Here is an 18,578-nt window from a genome sequence, read left to right as displayed (position 1 = left end):
ATTAGTTGGGATACCAGTTTCTTAACCGCACGTCTATTTTTGGATTTTTGTCATTCACTAGCTTTTTAAACGCCTTGATATCCTGTCCCTTGTGATGGTATGGGTATACAATAGCGGGTTTAAAGGCGAGAACACCACTTGCGGCATGATTAATATCCATGGTATAAGGAAGGTTCATACATACAAAGGCAACGTCGATATGCTTAAGCGCACGCATTTCCTTTGTATCACCGGTATCTCCTGAAATGTAGATATTTTTGCCACCGATGTTTAAGATATAACCGTTACCGCGACCTTTAGGATGTCTGGAGTCTGGCGTTTCAGGAATGTTATACATGGGAATTGCTGTTATTTTTATTCCAAGCTTGCTGCTTTCATTGCCGTTATTTAACACAGTGATTTTTGCGGCTTCTACTCCAGGAAGCAGATCTGCCACTGCTTGTGGTACTACAAAAAGTGTTTTTGAAGTATTTAGTGTGTCTATGATTTTAGGATCCAAATGATCTGGGTGGATATCAGTGATCAGGATCAGGTCTGGAGCTGCAAAGTTTTTATATTGTGCTACAGAACCTGTTGGGTCAATATATATAGTCTTTTTATTCCATGTGATGACCAACGATGCATGTTTGACTGGTGATATTATCAGAGGTCCAGTGTTTGTTTTGATTTGGTCAGCGGGTTGAGGTTGTGCGGAAACTAAAAATGTTATACAACACAACAGGACAGTGCTTAATAGATTTAACTTCATGTTCTTCAAGGTATTTTCAATGAAGATAGAGCATTATTATGAAATATCAAATACGAGTTGAGTATTTAATACGTCATAATAATGCTAAGAAATTATTCTAATAATAAGCTTTTGGCTTATTTATTTTAAAGGAATTTCCCGAAGGATATGTTGTAAGTATTCGTAAAATTTCACAACTGAAGAAACTTGTACTTTTTCATTAGGTGAATGAGCTCCACGTATAGTGGGACCAAATGATACCATATCCATACCTGGGAAATGACCTCCTAAAATGCCACATTCCAATCCTGCATGGCAAGCACCAACTTGAGGTTCGTTCTTAAAATGATCAGGATAAAGCTTCAACATTAATTTCAATAAGGGAGAATCAGCATTAGGTTTCCATCCTGGATAATCACCGTTTTGAGTGACTTCAGATCCTATGCTTTCAAAAGCAGCGCGAACGGAAAGGGCTACATCTTCTTTGCTGCTTTCCACACTGCTTCGCTGCAGAGATTGAGTGATGAAAGTCCCATCCTTGACAAGTACTCTGGCCAGGTTCGTGGAAGTTTCTACCAAACCTTCGATATCAGGACTCATGCGAAAAACACCATTTGAAACTGCATAAATAGCCTGTGTAAGCTTTTTGAAATAGTCGGGATTCATGACTAATGCAGGTTTTTCTGCGTTTTTGCAACTTATAGTAAGGTCTTTTTCAATGGTTTTGAATTCATTTTTCAGGAGATCGGTAAATTGAGAAACAAAAGTTAAGAAAAGCTCTTTATCGGAATCCTGAATTAAAACTAATGCTTTTGATTCTCTTGGAATCGCATTACGGAGGCTTCCTCCATCTAAACTGGCTAACCTAAGATCGAAGGATTGCAGCGCTTTATAGAGTAAACGATTCATCAGTTTGTTGGCGTTCGCTCTGCCCAGATGTATTTCTGTTCCAGAGTGTCCACCAAGTAGTCCCTGGATTATAATTTCGAACGCGACATAGCCCTCTTGAACAGGAATTTCCTGGTAGGAGCCTTTGGTATTGGTATCAATGCCGCCAGCACAGCCAATAGTCAGTTCATCATCCTCTTCGGTATCCAGGTTCAGTAATATACGACCGCTAAAGTTTGCTGGATCCATTTGTGTGGCACCTGTCATTCCTGTTTCCTCATCAACCGTAAACATAGCTTCCAATTCTGGATGCGGGATATCGGTAGAAGCAAGCAAAGACATAATTGCCGCTACACCAATCCCATTATCGGATCCTAGTGTAGTGCCTTTTGCTTTAACCCAATCGCCATCTACGTACATGTTGATGCCCTGGTTTTCAAAATCAAAGTTAATATTACTGTTTTTCTGATGCACCATATCCAGGTGTGACTGGAGAACAACAGTTTGACGGTTTTCCATTCCTGCCGTGGCTGGCTTTTTAATCAACACATTACCAATGGCATCCCTCCGGGTTTCAAGCCCTAAACTTTTGCCATAACTCATTGCAAAAGCAATAACACGTTCTTCCTTTTTAGAAGCCCTTGGGATTGCATTCAGATCTGCAAAGTTTTTCCAAAGGGCAGTAGGAAGTAAATCTTTTAATTCCATTTCGTGATTAATTTATAGAGGCTAAAAATAGACCTCCTGCATATCGTTTATATATGCATTTATGGGGCTCAAGTTAGGGTTTTTTATTTTATTCTGATTTTTTTACTCATCCCAGATCTTAGATGGCTGACCTGAGTGTTGGTCCTTTCTTAAAACAAAGAGAAAACTATTGATTTATTCATTAGGATAAAACTTTATAAATTGAAATGGTTTATAAATGAACAACTTCTGCTAAATAAGCTATAAATGGATAATTAATGTTCATCTTTACTTAAAGCCACATTAGATTAAAAGTCAAGCATCAGCTTGAATTAGCTTAACCTCGATGAATAGTTGGTTTTTTTTGGCTTTTATTACAATAAATTATTCTTAAAATCCATACTTATGAATGCGTACAATGTTAATCTGACTAATTGTGATATAGAGCCCATTCACATATTAGGTCAGATTCAGTCACATGGATTTTTAGTTGCTGTCAATTCGGAAACGCATATCATTACCTATATCAGTGAAAATATACATGTTTATATTCGCGATGAAGGGAAAAATTACCTGGGAAAGTCTCTTTCTGAATTGGAAGAGAAGCTTAACCTGGATACATTGGAATCTGAATTAACAATAAGCCAGTTAATTACTGTTAGGAATTATGCAAATGGTTTGGAAGCGATCAATCCATTCTTGCTTAAGCTAAATTCTCAGCCTTATTTCATGATTGTGACTTCCTCCGGTGACAACAAAATACTGGAGTTTGAGCCTGCAGCTGCAGATGTCAACATTGATGTGCAGCAAACTATTGGGCGATCTATATCCGAAATTCTTTCTGTAAAAAAGTTAGATGCCATGTTGCAAAAAGCAGCTACTGAAATTAAAAGGATTATCGGTTATGGCAGAATAATGGTCTATAAGTTTGGTGAAGACGGGCATGGAGAAGTTGTTGCGGAGGCTAAGGAAGATTTTTTGGCGCCTTTCATGGGGCTTCATTATCCGGCTTCAGATATTCCAAAGCAGGCAAGGGAGCTTTATAAAATTAATTTAACTCGTATTATTGCGGATGTAAATTCTATTAATTCTGCTATCATTACCGATAAATTGAAGAATATACCTCTTGATCTTACTCATTCTTGTTTAAGGGCAGTATCTCCAATTCATATCCAGTATTTGAAAAATATGGGTGTTGAATCAAGCTTTAGTATCTCATTGCTTGCTCATGGTGAATTATGGGGACTTATTGCATGTCACAATTATTCACCTAAGTTTATCAATTATAAGGCTCGTGATGCAGCAAAATTATTAGGGCAGATACTTTCGTCAGCACTAGAATACCGGCAAGGTGAAGAAGATAGTGAAAAGTTTACTTATTTAAACCAAGGGGTAAATCAGCTTATTGAACATCTTGAAAAAGAAACCAACATCAATGAAGCTTTATTTAGGGATAACATATCAATTAAAGACATCAATTCGGCGACAGGGGCAGTATTAGTATTCGAGAATAAGATAACTCGCATTGGTGACACGCCTAATGAAGAACAAATTGAAGAGATTGTTGAATGGCTTAAGATTAACATGTCTGACTCTGTTTATTATACCCACCGGTTTCCTCAAATATTTTCGGCTTCAAAAATCTATAGTCAGATTGGTAGTGGAATTTTAGCTTGCATGCTTTCGAGAGAGCTTGGTGAATTTATTATCTGGTTTAAACCGGAGCAGATTCAAACTTTAACCTGGGCAGGTAACCCAGAAAAGCCGGTAGAGCAAAGTGAAAATGGATTATTAACATTATCTCCAAGAAAATCATTTGATGGCTGGACCGATATCGTTAAGAATACTTCGGAAAAATGGAATAGAGCAGAAATTGCTGCCGTAGTAAATTTGCGCGAACATGTTATTTATGTGATTACTAGAAAAGCAAATGAGATTCGCCTGTTAAACGAAAAGCTTAAACATGCTTACGAGGAATTAGACACATTTAGTTTTACTGTTTCTCATGACTTGCGTACACCTTTATCCTCTATAAAGACCTATTCTGAGCTTTTAATAACTAATAACAAAAGCCTTGATGATAATGCAAGAAAAGTATTAGATAGGATAAAAGTATGTGCTGATAGAATGGATTTGTTAATCAAAGAAATACTGAAATATTCCATGATAGGCAAGGCAGATGTACAAACTGCTCCAATTGATATGACTCATTTGATCAATGAAATTAAAGAAGACGTTATAGTGGGTTTACAACCTAAAGATTTAGAATTTCATATTGGAGATACACCCGACATTCAAGGAGATCCCGTTATGATCAATCAGGTTTTTACTAATCTGATTAATAATGCTGTAAAATATTCAGCTAAATCTACACCATCTGTGGTGAATATTAATGGCGTCAAACTTGATAAAGAAACTATTTATACGATCTCGGATAATGGGGTTGGAATTGACGATCGATATTATAAACTTGTATTTGAGTTGTTCAAGCGTATGGATAATGTAAAAGATTTTGAGGGAACAGGAGTGGGGCTAGCGATAGTAAAGCGCATCATAGAAAAACATCACGCAAGGGTTTGGTTTGAAAGCAAATTAGGCATGGGAACTACTTTTTACTTGTCATTTGTAAATTCTTAATGGTAAATAATACAGACTTATTTTTTGTAGAAGATGACATAGATTTTGCATTTATTATGGAAAATGCTGTGCAAGAGTTAAAGAATGAAGTATCTATACAGATTGTTCAAAATGGGAGAGAATCTTTGGATATTTTAACTCAGATGGCTATTGAAAATTTTAAACCAAAGCTTATCTTATTAGATTTGAATCTTCCGGGCCTATCAGGTATAGATTTACTTAAAGAAATAAGAGATCTTCCTTACTTCAGGTATATGCCCATTGTGCTTTTTTCTACATCTGCTAATCCAAAAGATATTAAAGCAGCTCTAGAATTTGGCGCTAATGCTTATGTAACCAAACCTTCCGGATATTTAAACCTGGTGATTTGCTTGCAGTCTATTTATGATTTTTGGTTTGTACAGCATTCAACTCTTGATTAATAAGATGAAAAAAATATTAGTTATTGAAGATGATTATGATATTGGTTTTACAGTAGAAATGGCACTTGCAGATGAATATGTAGTGATGGTACTGAATGAAGCTTTCCATATTATTAGTTCCCTGCATGATTTTCTTCCTGATCTTATTTTGATCGATAATTCTATAGGTCCAAGAGAGGCACCAGAAATTATAAATGAAATCAGAAGTTTTGATGCTTATCAAAACATACCATTTGTTCTCTTTTCTGCACATCCTAATATAGAAAAAATTGCAGATGATATTTTAGCAAATGCCTATTTGGCAAAGCCCTTTGATTTAGACGATCTTTATTCTTGTATTGAAGGAGTATTAGAGCTAAACAACTAGTAGATATCAATTATAGAAAGAAAGAAATTAAATAGTATATGCAATTTAACTAATGTACTGCTCGTTTGTGATAACTTCTTTTGGATCTGTTTTTTTCGTGATCTTATTAGTCGCCTCATAAAAGTAGGGGTCATCTCTACATCCACAAAAATGCTATCTTTTGATTGTGGCGACTTCTTGAAGTAAAATCTATATAATTTTTTGTAAGGGTGATTGCTGAAGATGCTCCAAGGTTTGGTTTGTTTTAAAGTATAATGTATGATCACTTTATCTTTTAAAAACTGGTCATATTCGCGCTTGAAGATATATTTTGGGATATCGTTTGGTAGCACATTAAACCTTGAATCGATGCGATAGTAATTATTTTCCGCTACTACATTCAGTGCATCCTGATCCAGATATTTTAGTTTCTCGGGGTAGTCATAAATAAATTGAATGCTTTTTTCAGTAATCGATTGCTTTTTCCACTCTGGAATGTTCATCAGCATAACTCCGGAATTAAAATATATGCCTTCCTCATATATCCCTAGATCAGGCCTGTTTTTAGTAGAGTTTACTTCTGCAACTGCTCCAAAGGGAAAGGTGCCTAAATTTACATTATAAAGCTCCTGCAATTTTCCATGTACAACAAGATCGCAATCAACGTACAATAATTTATTTATTTTTTTTGGCAATAGTAAAGGAAAAAATAACCGGTAATAGGCAGCAATTGAAAGATATGAATTTTCAGGGACCGTTAATCCCTGCAGTTGGGTTGCATTGATCTCATAAAAACTAATTTCTCCATGATGCTGATGTACGAAATTTATGATTTTTTCTTTCTGTTCTAAATTGAGTCCTGTTGCAATGATGTGGAGGTGGAAGATGTTATCAGGATTATTATAGAAGACAGATGTAATGACAACAAAAAAATGGGTGATGTATTTATCATCAAAAGCTAATGCAATATGTATAGGGTTCAGATTCATATATGCTCTTTTAATAGAAGAATAGTTTTTTTTGCTCTCAACCTCATAATAATCCGCCACTTATAAAAGTCAAATAGTTTCTTTAAGACTTAATAATCCGGCACAATGATCTGACTAACATTTTTGTGTTTGGATGATAAGGGTTTTATATAAATTTGACTTTAACAATATATTCTATTGATAGTTTTTATTGTTTTAGAAATTTTTTCAAGGAATTATGAATTATTTCATTCCAGCCAAGCTGGAAGTTATGAGCAGAAAAAGCAGGGTTTTCTTGAGGAAACGTTTCCAGTCCACTATGGGTTAATTTAAGTAGGGTATTGTTTCCTTGCTCTGATAAATCAAACATTACAAACGACTTTCCAGGGTAACCATCATATGACCAGCTATATATTAATTCTTTCTCAGGAATAACATCAGTTACTTCGCATAGATGCAAGTATTGCTCTTCAGGACTTGCGCCACCGCTAAATTGAAACTTGAAACCCTTCTCTGCCTTAAATTCATCAAGGTCAAAATACCAGATCTTCATTTCATCTTTGTCAGTGATTGCTTTCCATACAGTTGAAACAGAAGTATTGAACACTTCTTCTATTATAATTGGCTGTTTTTGCAAAATACTATTTCCCATCTTATTTAAGTAGATATTATTTGAATAATCAAAATTAACTGTTTATTACCGTTTTAAGATACCCAAAGAGGACATTTTAATGGGGCAAAAAAGAATTTTTTTATCTCAATTAGGATATAATTGTATTTGATTTCATATCTTCTAATTTGCTACTAAATTCAGTTGTAACTTACTCTGGTAACAGGCGTTGTTTTACTGATTCTGATTTAGGGTGCTTTTTAATTCAGACAGTTATATTCGATTTTTCAATCCTGTTTCTTTGAACTAGCGGATTTATCTGGTAGTTCTTTCTTTGATAATTCCTTTAAGGATGTAAAGCTATGCTACCTGTGTTGCTCATAAATACGATGCGTTTAGTATCCGGAGACTACACTATCTCCATTATCGGTAAAAAAGACTATAATTCAATAATATCGTGCTTATTACCGATAATTTAATGCATTTAACTATCTAAGCAGTTGTTCTTATAAAGGAATTATATTTCTGCTTGTATGGAATTTTGTTTTTTAAATTCGGGAAATTGCTGGTTATTTTTAAAAGGTATGGCAAATAAAGAGGGATTGATGAATTGGGAATATTTAATAGGTTTGCGATCTCATCTCCTAATAAATAACGCATCAGCTGATGTATATCCTTAAGTGAAATATTCGATGGGGTGGCGCTATCGAAATAGGAGATTAATACCCGGGTTAGTTCTGATCCTTGTTCTGAGATCTTGAAATGCCTTTTACGGATGGCTAGCTCCAGTGCATGAGCAGATTTTCCATCCTGTGTAAGCAGGTCATCCTCAAGACCAAGAAGATAACCAATTACGTTCCATAGATGCAAAAAAGACTGCTGTTCTTCATAAGAAATACTATGACCAAGTTTGCGAAGTCCGCGAATAACGATGAGTGAAAAGGATAAATTAGTACCTGCCATGTCTTCCTGATTAATAGGGAAACCCATGGCGCTATCCCACTTACCACTTTTGAGCGTATAATAACGAGCAGCTGCATGAGTAAGCCTAATTTTTAAACAACTGGCAAATCCTTTACCATCTATTTCAAAAGCGTTAGGTGCCATCACATCCCAGATAAATTCAGCTGTATCAGTAAGACGTTTGCCTGCATTGCTTTTCAGGAGCTCTGTAAGATAAAGAACCATTGCACCATCCGCAGCAGCGTAGCAGTAAGGCAAGGAAAGTAATCCTAATAATTGCATAATTTGCTCTGCGTGCTGCACAAAAAACCTGGAACCATTCTTCATTCGCTTTTTATCTGCCCATACCGGTAATTTCTGGGCATTGCTAATGAAAGTTTCTCCCAAATATTCATCTGGTAGGGGACTCAACGTCGAGTTCTGCTTAATTTGACTTAACCAGCCGGATAGTGCTGTCTTTGTTATCGGATCAGAAAAATTCCTACTTATAAATAATTCGACTTCAGCATCTCCTCTTAACCTTTTGCTGGATAGAAACTGATTGGAATACTGCTGCTGTGTGTTCATCAAAGGAGGTTAATCTTGTAATGCTAATTGCGGAACATAGGTATCTGTTCGTACTATTGCTTTTAGCTCATGAAGAATGTTGTACAAGCCAAAGTTAGTGCGATTGACATATATGAAGTGTTTTACTCCTCGTGCTTGCTTAAATTCAGGCATTTTTGACAGCATTTCCCCGAACTTGTAAAGTTTATCAAAAAACGCATTTTCGCTAAAATCAAAAGTATTACTCGTATAGGGCTTGGCAAATAAGGTAATCATTTGGCAATATACTTCATGATAGAATTCAATTTGAGCTGGTGTATCGTTTGGTTGAATCATTTCCAGTTCTCTGAACGCTTGTAGTGTCTTTTCTTTACTTTCAAAAAAGCCATTAGAAGACAAGGAGAAAAACGGGTAGTAAAACTCATCCGGTAGCACCTTGATACATCCAAAATCTATTACACCGAGCTTTCCATCTGGAGTAATCATAAAATTTCCCGGATGAGGATCAGCATGTACGGCACGTAACTCATGCTGCTGAAAATTGTAAAAATCCCATAATGCCTGACCAATGGTATTGCGCTCCTCCTGTGATGGATTAGTCTGCAAATATTCCTTTAAATGTTTCCCCTCCAGCCAATCCATCGTGATGGTTCTTTTGGTAGATAATTCTGGATAATAGGTGGGAAAAACAATATTATTTAATACAGAACAGGCCTTAGAAAATTCAATGGAACGCTTGAGTTCCAATTCATAATCTGTTTCTTCCAGCAAGCGCTCTTCAACTTCGTTCATATATACATTCAGCTCCTTTTCACTCATACCTAATAAACGAAAGGCAAAAGGTTTCACAAGCTTCAGATCAGAGGAAATAGAGTCACCTACTCCCGGGTATTGAATTTTTACGGCAAGTTTCTTTCCATGCAATTCGGCCTGATGCACCTGACCAATAGAGGCAGCATTACTGGATTTAAGATCGAATTTATCAAAAACCTGATCAGGAGTCTTGCCATATAATTTATGAAAGGTTTGCACGATAAGAGGGCCTGATAGGGGTGGCGCATTATATTGAGAAAGGGAAAACTTATCTACATATGCCTTAGGCAATATGCTTTTATCCATACTTAGCATTTGAGCTACTTTTAATGCGCTGCCTTTTAATTTACTTAAAGATTCGTAAATATCTGCAGCGTTATCCTCATTCAGCTCATCCTTCGTCAAATTAGGGTTAAATAATTTTTTTGAATAATGTTTTACATAGTTTCCGCCAATTTTAAATCCTGTTTTAACAAATTGTGTGGAGCGTTCTACCTTACTGGTGGGTATGCTATTTTGTTCTTTTCCTTCTTTTTCAATCATCTAAAATGGCATTTTAACATTCGTGTTTTTTGCAAGAAATTTCCCATAGTCAAGTAATTCATCAAGTGGTGACCGTTGGAAAAGGTTGTAGGTAACATTCACTCCTTTTTCTATTGCTTGATCGGTTTTGTCAAATCCCGGTGAGGTATCTTTCAACCAGAAGTTGAGTACAAAACCAAACTGGATCCATAGTGCATCTTTGTATTTATTGGCAAAAAATGGGCGATCCATCAGTTCTCCTGATTCAATTCCTTCTTGTATAATTTCAGCACTGAATACTTCAAATTTAGACTTTAATCCCTGCAGTAGTTTTTTATTGCCGATACTACCTGGGGCATTTTTTAAACTAAAAATAGCGAAGCTTCGCTTTCCTTTTAGTAATTCAATGAAGCTGTAAAATAAGCTGAGCGCCTTTTCTCTTGAAGTATATTGACTCCATACCTCCTGAGCTTTCACTTCTGCGATAGTTGTGTTCATGAGTCCTGCCCAGATGCTAATTTCCATACTTTCGAACGAGGTAAAATGATTGTAAAACTCTTCCTCGGCCATGTCATTTTCTTTAGCAAATATAAATACGGTTTTAGGTTGTTCCCCGTTTGTTAATACGTATTTAATATATGCTTCCTGAAGTTTTTCTTTAGTTTCCATAGTGTATAAACGTCTTTTGATTAGCTATTTGTATTGCTATATAAATATCGGGATAACCTTTAGCTAAATAGCGCTTTTTTTAGTATTCGAAGGAATATGAGATGTGGATGAGAATTTCATTTTATTTCTTTTTAAACTATTTTAGGTATCATGAGTTTGAAAAGCACACATTGTTTATATTGCAACACATGGAAAATACTTCTCAAGAAATGAAAATACTATCTATTGATATTGGCGGAACCAACGTAAAAGCAACTGTTTTGGATCAAAACGGGGAGCTATTGCAGGAGTATAAAAAGGTTAAAACTCCTGATCCCGCAAATCCTGAAAAGTTACTGGAAGCTATTAATACACTGCTGAAGGGTTTTATTTCTTATGATAAGGTATCTGTTGGTTTTCCCGGATATGTGAAGGAGGGTGTCATTTTTACTGCTCCTAATCTGGACACTAATTTGTGGAAAAATGTGGATCTTAGGAAGCTGATTAGCGACTCTTTAAAAAAACCGGTACGGTTGGTAAACGATTCTGATATGCAGGGCTTAGGTGTTGTAAGCGGAAAAGGTCTTGAAATGGTAATTACCCTCGGTACAGGTTTCGGATCAGCACTATTGCTCAACGGACATTTACTCCCTCATCTTGAAATTGCTCAGCATCCCTTTACAAAAAACAAAACTTACGACACGTATATAGGAGATGAGGTTTTAAATGATAAAGGTTTAGTAAGATGGAACAAGCGGATGGAAAGGGTTTTGAAAGTTCTAAAAAGAGTGTTTAATTATGATCGTCTTTACATAGGAGGCGGAAATGCTGATAAACTTAATTTTAAACTGGATGATAATATAAAGATTATTTCCAACAAAGATGGGATCAAAGGTGGGTCAAGGTTATGGCTGGAAGATGGCCTGAAATAGCTATTATTAATCCGCTCTATTAAATTTTCTTTAGCTTAAAGGAGTAGTCTTTGGCTGAACATTGCATCTCTATGAGGATATCTTCTTCTCTCTGCTGAAGATGCGTATTTGCACATTCAACTATTTGACTCTCCAACTTTTTAGTATTTTGAATAAAGTCTCCATCAGGCAAATGAATAATCAGATGGTTCATATAAATAGTTATAGGATATTCAACTAGACAGGCTTCCGTAAGTAACTTTTTTATTTTTTCTTAAAAACTATTCATGATTATGTGTTATGTTCTTAATAACCAGATGAGAATAAATAGGTTTTGATTTTATGTTATAAATGCAAGGATGAAAGGGTTATTTTCATGTATAAGGATTCAATGTAATTCAGATAGAATTAAATTTTCCGGATACAGCTGATATCAATTTCAAGGGACAAGGATTGATTTATTGCCAATAACCTAATTCCAAACCGGCTTTTCCCTTTTTTTGAAAACAACGTACCACATAGACCGGTAAAAGGACCCTTTACAATCATTACGTCCTCACCCTCTATCAGGTGAGGTTCTACTTCAAAAATAGTATCTTCAAATCGTCTTATGTTAACAATTTCATTGTCAGAGATCACAGCTGGTCTTCCATCAAATGAAATAAACTTTAAAATGCCATTTATCTTAAAAAAGCTAATTCTTTCTTTTTCAGTCGTATTGATAAAGATATAATTAGGAAATAAGGGCATCTGTATTTCTTTTTTACGGTCGCTCCATTCCCGAATAACCCGCTGCATCGGCAAATAAGCTTTTAAATTCTTCCTGATCAGTTCTCCATAAATTTTCTTTTCAAAGTTAGGATAGGTGTAGGCTATAAACCAGCTACGCTGTGAAATAGATTCCATAGTTATTTAATGTTTGTAAGTAGATGTTTTAAAGAAGGTTCTAACTAAAATTAGACATCTTACATTTTTAACACAATAGCTAATACTAGCTATTGTGTTAAAAATACCCAGCGAAGCATTATTTGTCGCAATTAACCCCTTTATCGTCCCGATTAACCCCCACATTTTGAAAACTCCATTGGTATATTTGTTTATATCCAACCTATAAAACTTAAATACTATTCTTTTTACTAAATCATTAAATATGTTTAAAAAATCAAAAATATTCAGCAGTTTCTCCATCGACGATCTGCAAGCAGCAAAAAAGTTCTATTCCGAAGTTCTTGAATTAAAAGTGGTTGAAAATGAAATGGGCTTTCTTGAATTGGATCTGGTAGGAGGATATAAGATCCTGGCCTATCATAAGCCTAATCATACTCCGGCAACGTTCACTGTACTTAATTTTCCAGTTGATCAAATTGACACAGCTGTAAAAGAACTGTCTCAAAGAGGTGTTACTTTTGAAAGATATAATGAACCCGATTTGAAGACTGATGATAAGGGTATTGCCCGTGGAGATGGACCTAACATCGCCTGGTTCAAAGATCCGGCCGGAAACATTCTATCCATCCTGGAAGCAACTTAAAAATAAATAAATAACATTAAAATAAATCTGATTAAAATGGAATTACAAACAGTAAGCAGCAGATTGTCTTCTCTTCTTGTGCTTTATGATATGCACACTACTTTTTTTGAAAGTGCGCTTGAAGGAATTTCCGATATTGACGCACATAGAAGATTGGAAACAAAAGCCAATCATATTACCTGGCTCACAGGTAGCCTTGTACAAGAAAGATTTGAACTAGCTAAATTATTGGGTGCAGATCACAAACAGAAAGCTGATGAACTTTTTAAAGATCATAAGGGAATTCAGGAAAATATTGCCTATCCTCCACTTGATGATTTTAAAAAGGACTGGAAGTTTATATCACCTATTCTCAAGGAGGAACTTGCGAATGCTGACGACGAAAAGCTTGACAGTACTTTTGAGATGATGCCAGGCCAAACTATGACCAACTTCGATTTAATTGCTTTCACTACTTATAGGGAAGCCAATTGTATTGGTCAGATAGCCTTGTGGAGAAGATTGCTCGGTTACGAAGCAATGAAGTACATGTAATTATCCTTTTAATTTTAATTATGCAAAATCATTTGTGTATAAATGAAAAACACCTAATTGATTTTGCATAATTGAAATTATGAACTTTAGAAAGTTTAATGAGGTACAGATCTCAGAAATAGGACTTGGTACTTGGCAACTTGGAAGTGCAAGACTGGGGTACCGTTAATGAAGATCATGCACTCGAAATACTTCATGAATTTGAAGAATGTGGTGGTAATTTTATCGAAACAGCAGATGTATACGGTATGGTGTTAGAAAACCACTTATAAGAGGTCATTTTTAATCTAAAGAGGTCAAAATATAATCCATTTTGACTTCTTTAAACTTTTAAATAAAACTTATCTCTTTCATTTAATCAGCTTATTGATAAATTCAGCGACTTTCGGATTACTATAATCTGCACCTCCAACATGATGAAATGCAATATTTCCAGATTTATCTAAAATAACCGTTGTTGGCATAGATCCTGCAAAATACTCAGACGGCATTTCACTGGCTGCTAGATAAACCGGTAAGCTAAACTCTTTCCTTTTCATAAATGCAGTTGACTTTTTCATCTTACTGTCCACATCTACCATCAGGAACAATACCTTATCATTGTTCTTATATTTTTCATATAAACTGTTGATTCCAGGCATTTCAGCAATACAGGGAGGGCACCAGGTAGCCCAGAAATTCATAAACACTACTTTTCCTTTTTGTTCTGAAAGTTTAACTGTATTTCCTTCATCATCTGTAAATAGCACTTCGGGAGAAGCGGCTTGTTGAACGACTGCAACCTGATGATTTTCACTTGGCTTATCCGGTATATCCGGTTGGAACAATCCTACCTTCATTAAACCTTGAATTACCCGTCCCTTCACACTGGGACTTATGAATAGAGTCACTACAAAAACAAATAATATAACCGTGCTGATATTTGAAAAGGAAACCCATTTTCTTTTATGAAAGCTTGCCGCTTGATTTTCCTGTATTTTATTTGTGGTCATGATATGCTATTTCTAATTACTTGATAATCCATGCTTTAAATCATTTTTCAGCATTAATCAGATTTACTTAACAAACTGATTGACCTTATTCCAGGTACCCCCGTTCACGACATTGGTAAGTCCGCTTTGTTCCAATATAGATTTTGCCTGACTGCTTCTTCCTCCGCTTTGACAAAAGACAACAATGTTTTTCTTGTTCTGGAATTTGGAGAGTTGTGCATTTACCCTATCCAAGGGGATATTTACAGAGCCTTTCACATGTCCAGAGGCAAATTCTCCAGGAGACCGTACATCAACTAAAAATGCTCCCTCATTAATAATATGCGCTAAATCAACGGTAGTACCGCCAACAAATAACTGTTTAAACAAATTCATCATTGCTAGTTTTTTAAATTATACAGGGAATGCCTATTATACCACTTCTTCATAGTTTGAATCTTTTTTTGATGGAGTAAAATTCTTAGTCGGCACTGCACATCCACCTGAACCACAACAGCCTACATTAAATACAGCCAAGCTGGAAAATAAAAGTCCTACTAAACTAAACGCCAGGTCTCTTGAAAGGATAGCTTGTACAATAATCCCGATTCCTATAATTAAACGAAACCCTCTACTAAATGTCCAGTTGGTTAAAATGGTTTGCTTCATGTTTGAGCTCTTAATGGTTTACAATTGATTTTGTTTTTCCTCTATAAAATTCTTAATCTGATCACCCAAATCAAAGACCTTATCTAATGTATTTTCAGCAATGATGCTACTCGCAGCAGCACTTCTATATCCTCCAGCGCAATGCACTACAATGGGTTTACCTACTGGAATCTCGTCAAGTCTTTCCCGTAGTTCCGGTAAAGGGATATTGACCGCATGATCGAAGATTGGTTGCTCCTGAGCTTCAGCAGAACTGCGTACATCAATAATGGTATAAGCAGTTCTGCTATTACTAAACTGATCCAGATCTATTTCTTCCATTTTTATAGAACCATTCTCTATAAGAAAGGCCTCCTTAATAAATGGCTCATACCCGATTTTCGCTGTGCGCTCGATTAATTTTTTCAATAACACATGATTGTCTGCCGCAAGATAGAAATACTCCCCTGGAGATATTAGAGATCCTAACCAGGTTTCAAACTTTCCATTTGCCATCAGGTTGATGGATCCCGATAAATGACCCTTCTTAAATTGATCAGCTGGACGCGTATCTATAACCACAACTTTTGGTTCTAAAACCAATGGATCCACCTTGTCATGACTAATATTAACTTCTTCAATAGATAAACTGAAAGAAGGAGCACCATTTTTATTCAGTTCCACATCATAAGGGAAGTATTTGGGAACAAACGGCTGATCTTCCATTAGCAGGTGAATAAACTCATTTTCAGGCATACGCTGCAATGACCAGTTACTTATTTTTTCAGCGCCTATCGTACTGTAATTTGCCTCACTTAATGCTTTTCCACATAATGATCCGGCACCATGAGCCGGATATACCATCACATCATCAGCCAATTGCATGAGTTTTTCACGTAGCGAATTATACATCAGCCGGGCCAATTCAACTCTTTCCATGTTTATACTACCCGCACTTTCCCGCAGGTCAGGTCTGCCACAATCTCCAATAAATAACGTATCACCAGTAAAAACCGCTTTATCTACGCCATTATGTTCCAAAACAATACTGATACTATCTGGGGAATGACCAGGTGTACTTATCGCTTTTAGTTTAATTTTTCCAACTATCAGGAAATCCCCATCATCAAAAGTAAGGTGCGGATAGTTGGCAGCTACAAGTTTAGAGCAATAGATTGAAGCCCCCATGTTTTCATGCAGTTCCAAATGTCCGCTAACAAAATCAGCATGAGGGTGTGTTTCAATTACCCCTACAATTTTAGCTTCATTCTTTTCTGCATAGTCTAAATAAGGAGCTACATTTCTGGACGGATCTATTAAAATTATTTCCCTTTCGCATTCACTTAATATAGCATACGAATAATGGGAGAGGTCTTTATCTTCAAATTGTTCAATTTTCATAGCTGTATCTTATTGTTGGTAATCAAAGTTCGGAACATATTCTTAAGGTCTTCGTAACTTATGTTACAAATCAGTTTATTCTTATTTTTTCAGTGTGCTGATGAGAACAAAAAACCCCATAACAAGTACAAACCATCCAAATGCCGGTCTTAATTTGTTCTCCTGAATATATCTGGTCAAGTAGCTACCAACAAGTATCCCGATGATAGCAAAAGCAGAAAAGGAGGCTAGAAACATGTAATTTATTGATTCATGCCGACTTACATCACCTAAGACACCTAGTAGTGAACTCAATGTCATGATCATCAATGAAGTCCCAACTGCCTTTTTCATTGGAAGTCTCGCAAAAACAACGAGTGAAGGTATTATTAAAAAGCCTCCTCCCACACCTACAAACCCAGTTATTAATCCTACCACAACGCTTTGTGCGACCAGTTTCATATAATTTACAGGGGTTTCAGCTGCTAATTTTTTATTGCTTTTACTGATCATCGAAAAGGAGGCAACAATCATTAAAACCGAAAAAGTAAGCATGAGTAATATAGGCTTGGTCAAGTCAAAACTACCAATCCTAATTAAGTCAAAGGGAATTAACGGCATGATCCATTTACGCATCGTAAATACAGCAATCAGAGATGGAATACCGAAAAGAAGCGCTAATTTGAAATTAACATTTCCTTTCTGATAATGACTGAATGCACCTACAGAACTTGTAATGCCTACAACAAACAAGGAATAAGTAGATGCTAGTACAGGATCTACATAAAAAAAATAAACCAAAATAGGAACCGTAAGGATGGAGCCACCACCACCAATTAACCCTAATGATAGTCCTATTAAAATTGAAGCTGCATAACCTGTTATCTCCACTGTTGTCTTGTTTAAATCAAAAATAGCAGTTATAATGGTCTTCCTAAGTAACTTTTGTTACGTAGCGTAGATTGACCAATTAATGATGACTTCGTTCATGATGGCCTTTTTTCCCATATTTTGACCCCAGACGTTCATCAAAAGTAAAAATGGGGGCAAACACAGCGTTAAGCTTTTCCTGTTGGTCAGCCCTGCATGTTTTTTTAACATCAAGATAAAATTGGTATGTTTTCACCTTAAGCAATTTATGAAGAACTCCTATTTCATCGGAGATACGGTTGCAAGCAACAGTATCTGTATTTGCCTTTCGCAGCTCGGTAAATAAGCTATTTTTATGCAGGTCCAGCTCTTTATTAATATCCCTTACTGATGCTCTGAACGAGTCGTTCAGCAAACAAAACTGCTCTTTTTGTTCATGAGTAAAGTCCAGCGTTTCTATGAAATCCTGACCATTCAAAGGCGACGCATAACGTTCCGATGATTTACTCATCTCATTTTTTTCTGTTATGATATGATATACGATAGTTCCGATGGTAGACAAATTCAAAAGCGCCAATACCACTACAGCCCATGTTAAAAATTTATTTTTATCCTCTATACGCATTTTTATTTATTTATTGAGCGGTTAAAATATCCAGTCGCTCGATCTGTGAATCATCAGCCGTAATTTCATACGGATGGGTATAAATCTTGTCGTTGCTATATGTTTCACCAAGAAAGATCCCCAATGATACTGCCAGAAGTATACAAGCCGCAAATGCTGCAGTTTGAAGAGCCTTCTGATATAAAGGAACAATGACCACTTGCTTGCCTTGTAATCGAAGCAATACTTTCTCAACCATAAAGGAGTTAAAAGCAGTCTTTTTATCCTGTTCAATTACTCTGTCTATTATCTCCTCTAGCTCTTTTATACTTTTAGACCCATTTAATTTCAT

Annotated in this window: 23 protein-coding genes; 7 read left to right on the top strand and 16 right to left on the bottom strand. The window is 35.9% G+C overall.

All coding sequences use genetic code 11. The annotated features are described in order from the left end of the window. Position 1: 1 nt before the first annotated feature. Positions 2–748, bottom strand: coding sequence for an MBL fold metallo-hydrolase (locus tag ADIARSV_RS16300; protein ID WP_040300408.1), 747 nt, complete (start codon positions 746–748; stop codon positions 2–4). Positions 749–868: 120 nt separating this feature from the next. Beyond that, a complete protein-coding gene (locus tag ADIARSV_RS16295; protein WP_016196726.1) occupies positions 869–2,323 on the bottom strand; it encodes an aminoacyl-histidine dipeptidase in 1,455 nt (484 codons plus the stop codon). A 384-nt stretch (positions 2,324–2,707) separates the two neighbouring features. Between ADIARSV_RS16295 and ADIARSV_RS16290 the strand changes: the two genes are divergently transcribed. The 3 genes from ADIARSV_RS16290 to ADIARSV_RS16280 are packed head-to-tail and all read left to right on the top strand — an operon-like array spanning position 2,708 to position 5,728. Further along, on the top strand, positions 2,708–4,939 hold the full coding sequence (locus tag ADIARSV_RS16290) for an ATP-binding protein (protein ID WP_016196725.1): 2,232 nt from the start codon (positions 2,708–2,710) through the stop codon (positions 4,937–4,939). Next, positions 4,939–5,361, top strand: coding sequence for a response regulator (locus ADIARSV_RS16285; RefSeq protein ID WP_016196724.1), 423 nt, complete (start codon positions 4,939–4,941; stop codon positions 5,359–5,361). The genes ADIARSV_RS16290 and ADIARSV_RS16285 overlap by 1 nt, the downstream gene beginning before the upstream one ends. A 4-nt stretch (positions 5,362–5,365) precedes the next feature. Further along, the gene (locus ADIARSV_RS16280) at positions 5,366–5,728 is read left to right on the top strand and encodes a response regulator (RefSeq protein WP_160166680.1); all 363 of its coding nucleotides are present in this window, start codon (positions 5,366–5,368) and stop codon (positions 5,726–5,728) included. Here the strand turns inward: ADIARSV_RS16280 and ADIARSV_RS16275 are convergent. The 5 genes from ADIARSV_RS16275 to ADIARSV_RS16255 form a co-directional block, all read right to left on the bottom strand. After that, entirely contained in the window at positions 5,725–6,696 is a 972-nt protein-coding gene (locus ADIARSV_RS16275) for a glycosyltransferase family 8 protein (protein WP_016196722.1), read from the bottom strand. The genes ADIARSV_RS16280 and ADIARSV_RS16275 overlap by 4 nt on opposite strands. Positions 6,697–6,883: 187 nt before the next feature. Beyond that, positions 6,884–7,327 carry an SRPBCC family protein gene (locus ADIARSV_RS16270; protein ID WP_016196721.1) on the bottom strand — a complete coding sequence of 148 codons (444 nt, stop codon included), beginning with the start codon at positions 7,325–7,327 and terminating at the stop codon, positions 6,884–6,886. A 450-nt stretch (positions 7,328–7,777) separates the two neighbouring features. Then, positions 7,778–8,815 carry an oxygenase MpaB family protein gene (locus ADIARSV_RS20795; RefSeq protein ID WP_016196720.1) on the bottom strand — a complete coding sequence of 346 codons (1,038 nt, stop codon included), beginning with the start codon at positions 8,813–8,815 and terminating at the stop codon, positions 7,778–7,780. A gap of 9 nt (positions 8,816–8,824) precedes the next feature. Further along, positions 8,825–10,150 (bottom strand): ABC1 kinase family protein, encoded by a 1,326-nt coding sequence (locus ADIARSV_RS16260; RefSeq protein WP_016196719.1) that lies wholly within the window; start codon positions 10,148–10,150, stop codon positions 8,825–8,827. After that, positions 10,151–10,798, bottom strand: coding sequence for a TetR family transcriptional regulator C-terminal domain-containing protein (locus tag ADIARSV_RS16255; RefSeq protein WP_016196718.1), 648 nt, complete (start codon positions 10,796–10,798; stop codon positions 10,151–10,153). Positions 10,799–10,986: 188 nt separating this feature from the next. Here ADIARSV_RS16255 and ADIARSV_RS16250 point away from each other — a divergent pair, with 188 nt between their 5' ends. After that, positions 10,987–11,709 (top strand): ROK family protein, encoded by a 723-nt coding sequence (locus tag ADIARSV_RS16250; RefSeq protein ID WP_016196717.1) that lies wholly within the window; start codon positions 10,987–10,989, stop codon positions 11,707–11,709. A gap of 19 nt (positions 11,710–11,728) precedes the next feature. Here the strand turns inward: ADIARSV_RS16250 and ADIARSV_RS21945 are convergent, their stop codons facing one another. Together ADIARSV_RS21945 and ADIARSV_RS16245 are read right to left on the bottom strand one after the other, a co-directional pair. Beyond that, positions 11,729–11,902, bottom strand: a complete 174-nt coding sequence (locus tag ADIARSV_RS21945; RefSeq protein ID WP_160166679.1) for a hypothetical protein — start codon at positions 11,900–11,902, stop codon at positions 11,729–11,731. A gap of 194 nt (positions 11,903–12,096) precedes the next feature. Further along, positions 12,097–12,594: a UpxY family transcription antiterminator gene (locus ADIARSV_RS16245; RefSeq protein WP_016196715.1), complete on the bottom strand. Its 498-nt coding sequence runs from the start codon at positions 12,592–12,594 to the stop codon at positions 12,097–12,099. A 244-nt stretch (positions 12,595–12,838) separates the two neighbouring features. Here ADIARSV_RS16245 and ADIARSV_RS16235 point away from each other — a divergent pair, with 244 nt between their 5' ends. The 3 genes from ADIARSV_RS16235 to ADIARSV_RS21635 all read left to right on the top strand — a co-directional run bounded on the left by ADIARSV_RS16235 (position 12,839) and on the right by ADIARSV_RS21635 (position 14,025). After that, the gene (locus ADIARSV_RS16235) at positions 12,839–13,219 is read left to right on the top strand and encodes a VOC family protein (protein ID WP_016196714.1); all 381 of its coding nucleotides are present in this window, start codon (positions 12,839–12,841) and stop codon (positions 13,217–13,219) included. A gap of 36 nt (positions 13,220–13,255) precedes the next feature. Next, positions 13,256–13,753: a hypothetical protein gene (locus ADIARSV_RS16230; RefSeq protein ID WP_016196713.1), complete on the top strand. Its 498-nt coding sequence runs from the start codon at positions 13,256–13,258 to the stop codon at positions 13,751–13,753. A 125-nt stretch (positions 13,754–13,878) separates the two neighbouring features. Then, positions 13,879–14,025, top strand: coding sequence for an aldo/keto reductase (locus tag ADIARSV_RS21635; protein ID WP_016196712.1), 147 nt, complete (start codon positions 13,879–13,881; stop codon positions 14,023–14,025). A gap of 78 nt (positions 14,026–14,103) precedes the next feature. On the opposite strand, the gene ADIARSV_RS16225 is transcribed toward ADIARSV_RS21635, so the two are convergent. From ADIARSV_RS16225 to ADIARSV_RS16195, 7 genes are all read right to left on the bottom strand, one after another. Next, positions 14,104–14,745, bottom strand: coding sequence for a TlpA family protein disulfide reductase (locus ADIARSV_RS16225; protein ID WP_016196711.1), 642 nt, complete (start codon positions 14,743–14,745; stop codon positions 14,104–14,106). A 63-nt stretch (positions 14,746–14,808) separates the two neighbouring features. Beyond that, positions 14,809–15,123, bottom strand: coding sequence for a rhodanese-like domain-containing protein (locus ADIARSV_RS16220; protein WP_016196710.1), 315 nt, complete (start codon positions 15,121–15,123; stop codon positions 14,809–14,811). A gap of 33 nt (positions 15,124–15,156) precedes the next feature. Then, a complete protein-coding gene (locus ADIARSV_RS16215) occupies positions 15,157–15,393 on the bottom strand; it encodes a hypothetical protein (protein ID WP_016196709.1) in 237 nt (78 codons plus the stop codon). 18 nt (positions 15,394–15,411) lie between these two features. Further along, on the bottom strand, positions 15,412–16,773 hold the full coding sequence (locus ADIARSV_RS16210) for an MBL fold metallo-hydrolase (protein WP_016196708.1): 1,362 nt from the start codon (positions 16,771–16,773) through the stop codon (positions 15,412–15,414). Positions 16,774–16,854: 81 nt separating this feature from the next. Further along, positions 16,855–17,643, bottom strand: a complete 789-nt coding sequence (locus ADIARSV_RS16205; protein WP_016196707.1) for a sulfite exporter TauE/SafE family protein — start codon at positions 17,641–17,643, stop codon at positions 16,855–16,857. Between the two features lie 79 nt (positions 17,644–17,722). Then, the gene (locus tag ADIARSV_RS16200; RefSeq protein WP_016196706.1) at positions 17,723–18,247 is read right to left on the bottom strand and encodes a hypothetical protein; all 525 of its coding nucleotides are present in this window, start codon (positions 18,245–18,247) and stop codon (positions 17,723–17,725) included. A gap of 10 nt (positions 18,248–18,257) precedes the next feature. Further along, entirely contained in the window at positions 18,258–18,578 is a 321-nt protein-coding gene (locus ADIARSV_RS16195) for a hypothetical protein (protein ID WP_016196705.1), read from the bottom strand.

Origin of the sequence: Arcticibacter svalbardensis MN12-7, assembly GCF_000403135.1 — a bacterium.
GTDB classification, from domain to species: Bacteria; Bacteroidota; Bacteroidia; order Sphingobacteriales; family Sphingobacteriaceae; genus Arcticibacter; species Arcticibacter svalbardensis.
This window is presented reverse-complemented; position numbering and strand designations above follow the sequence as displayed.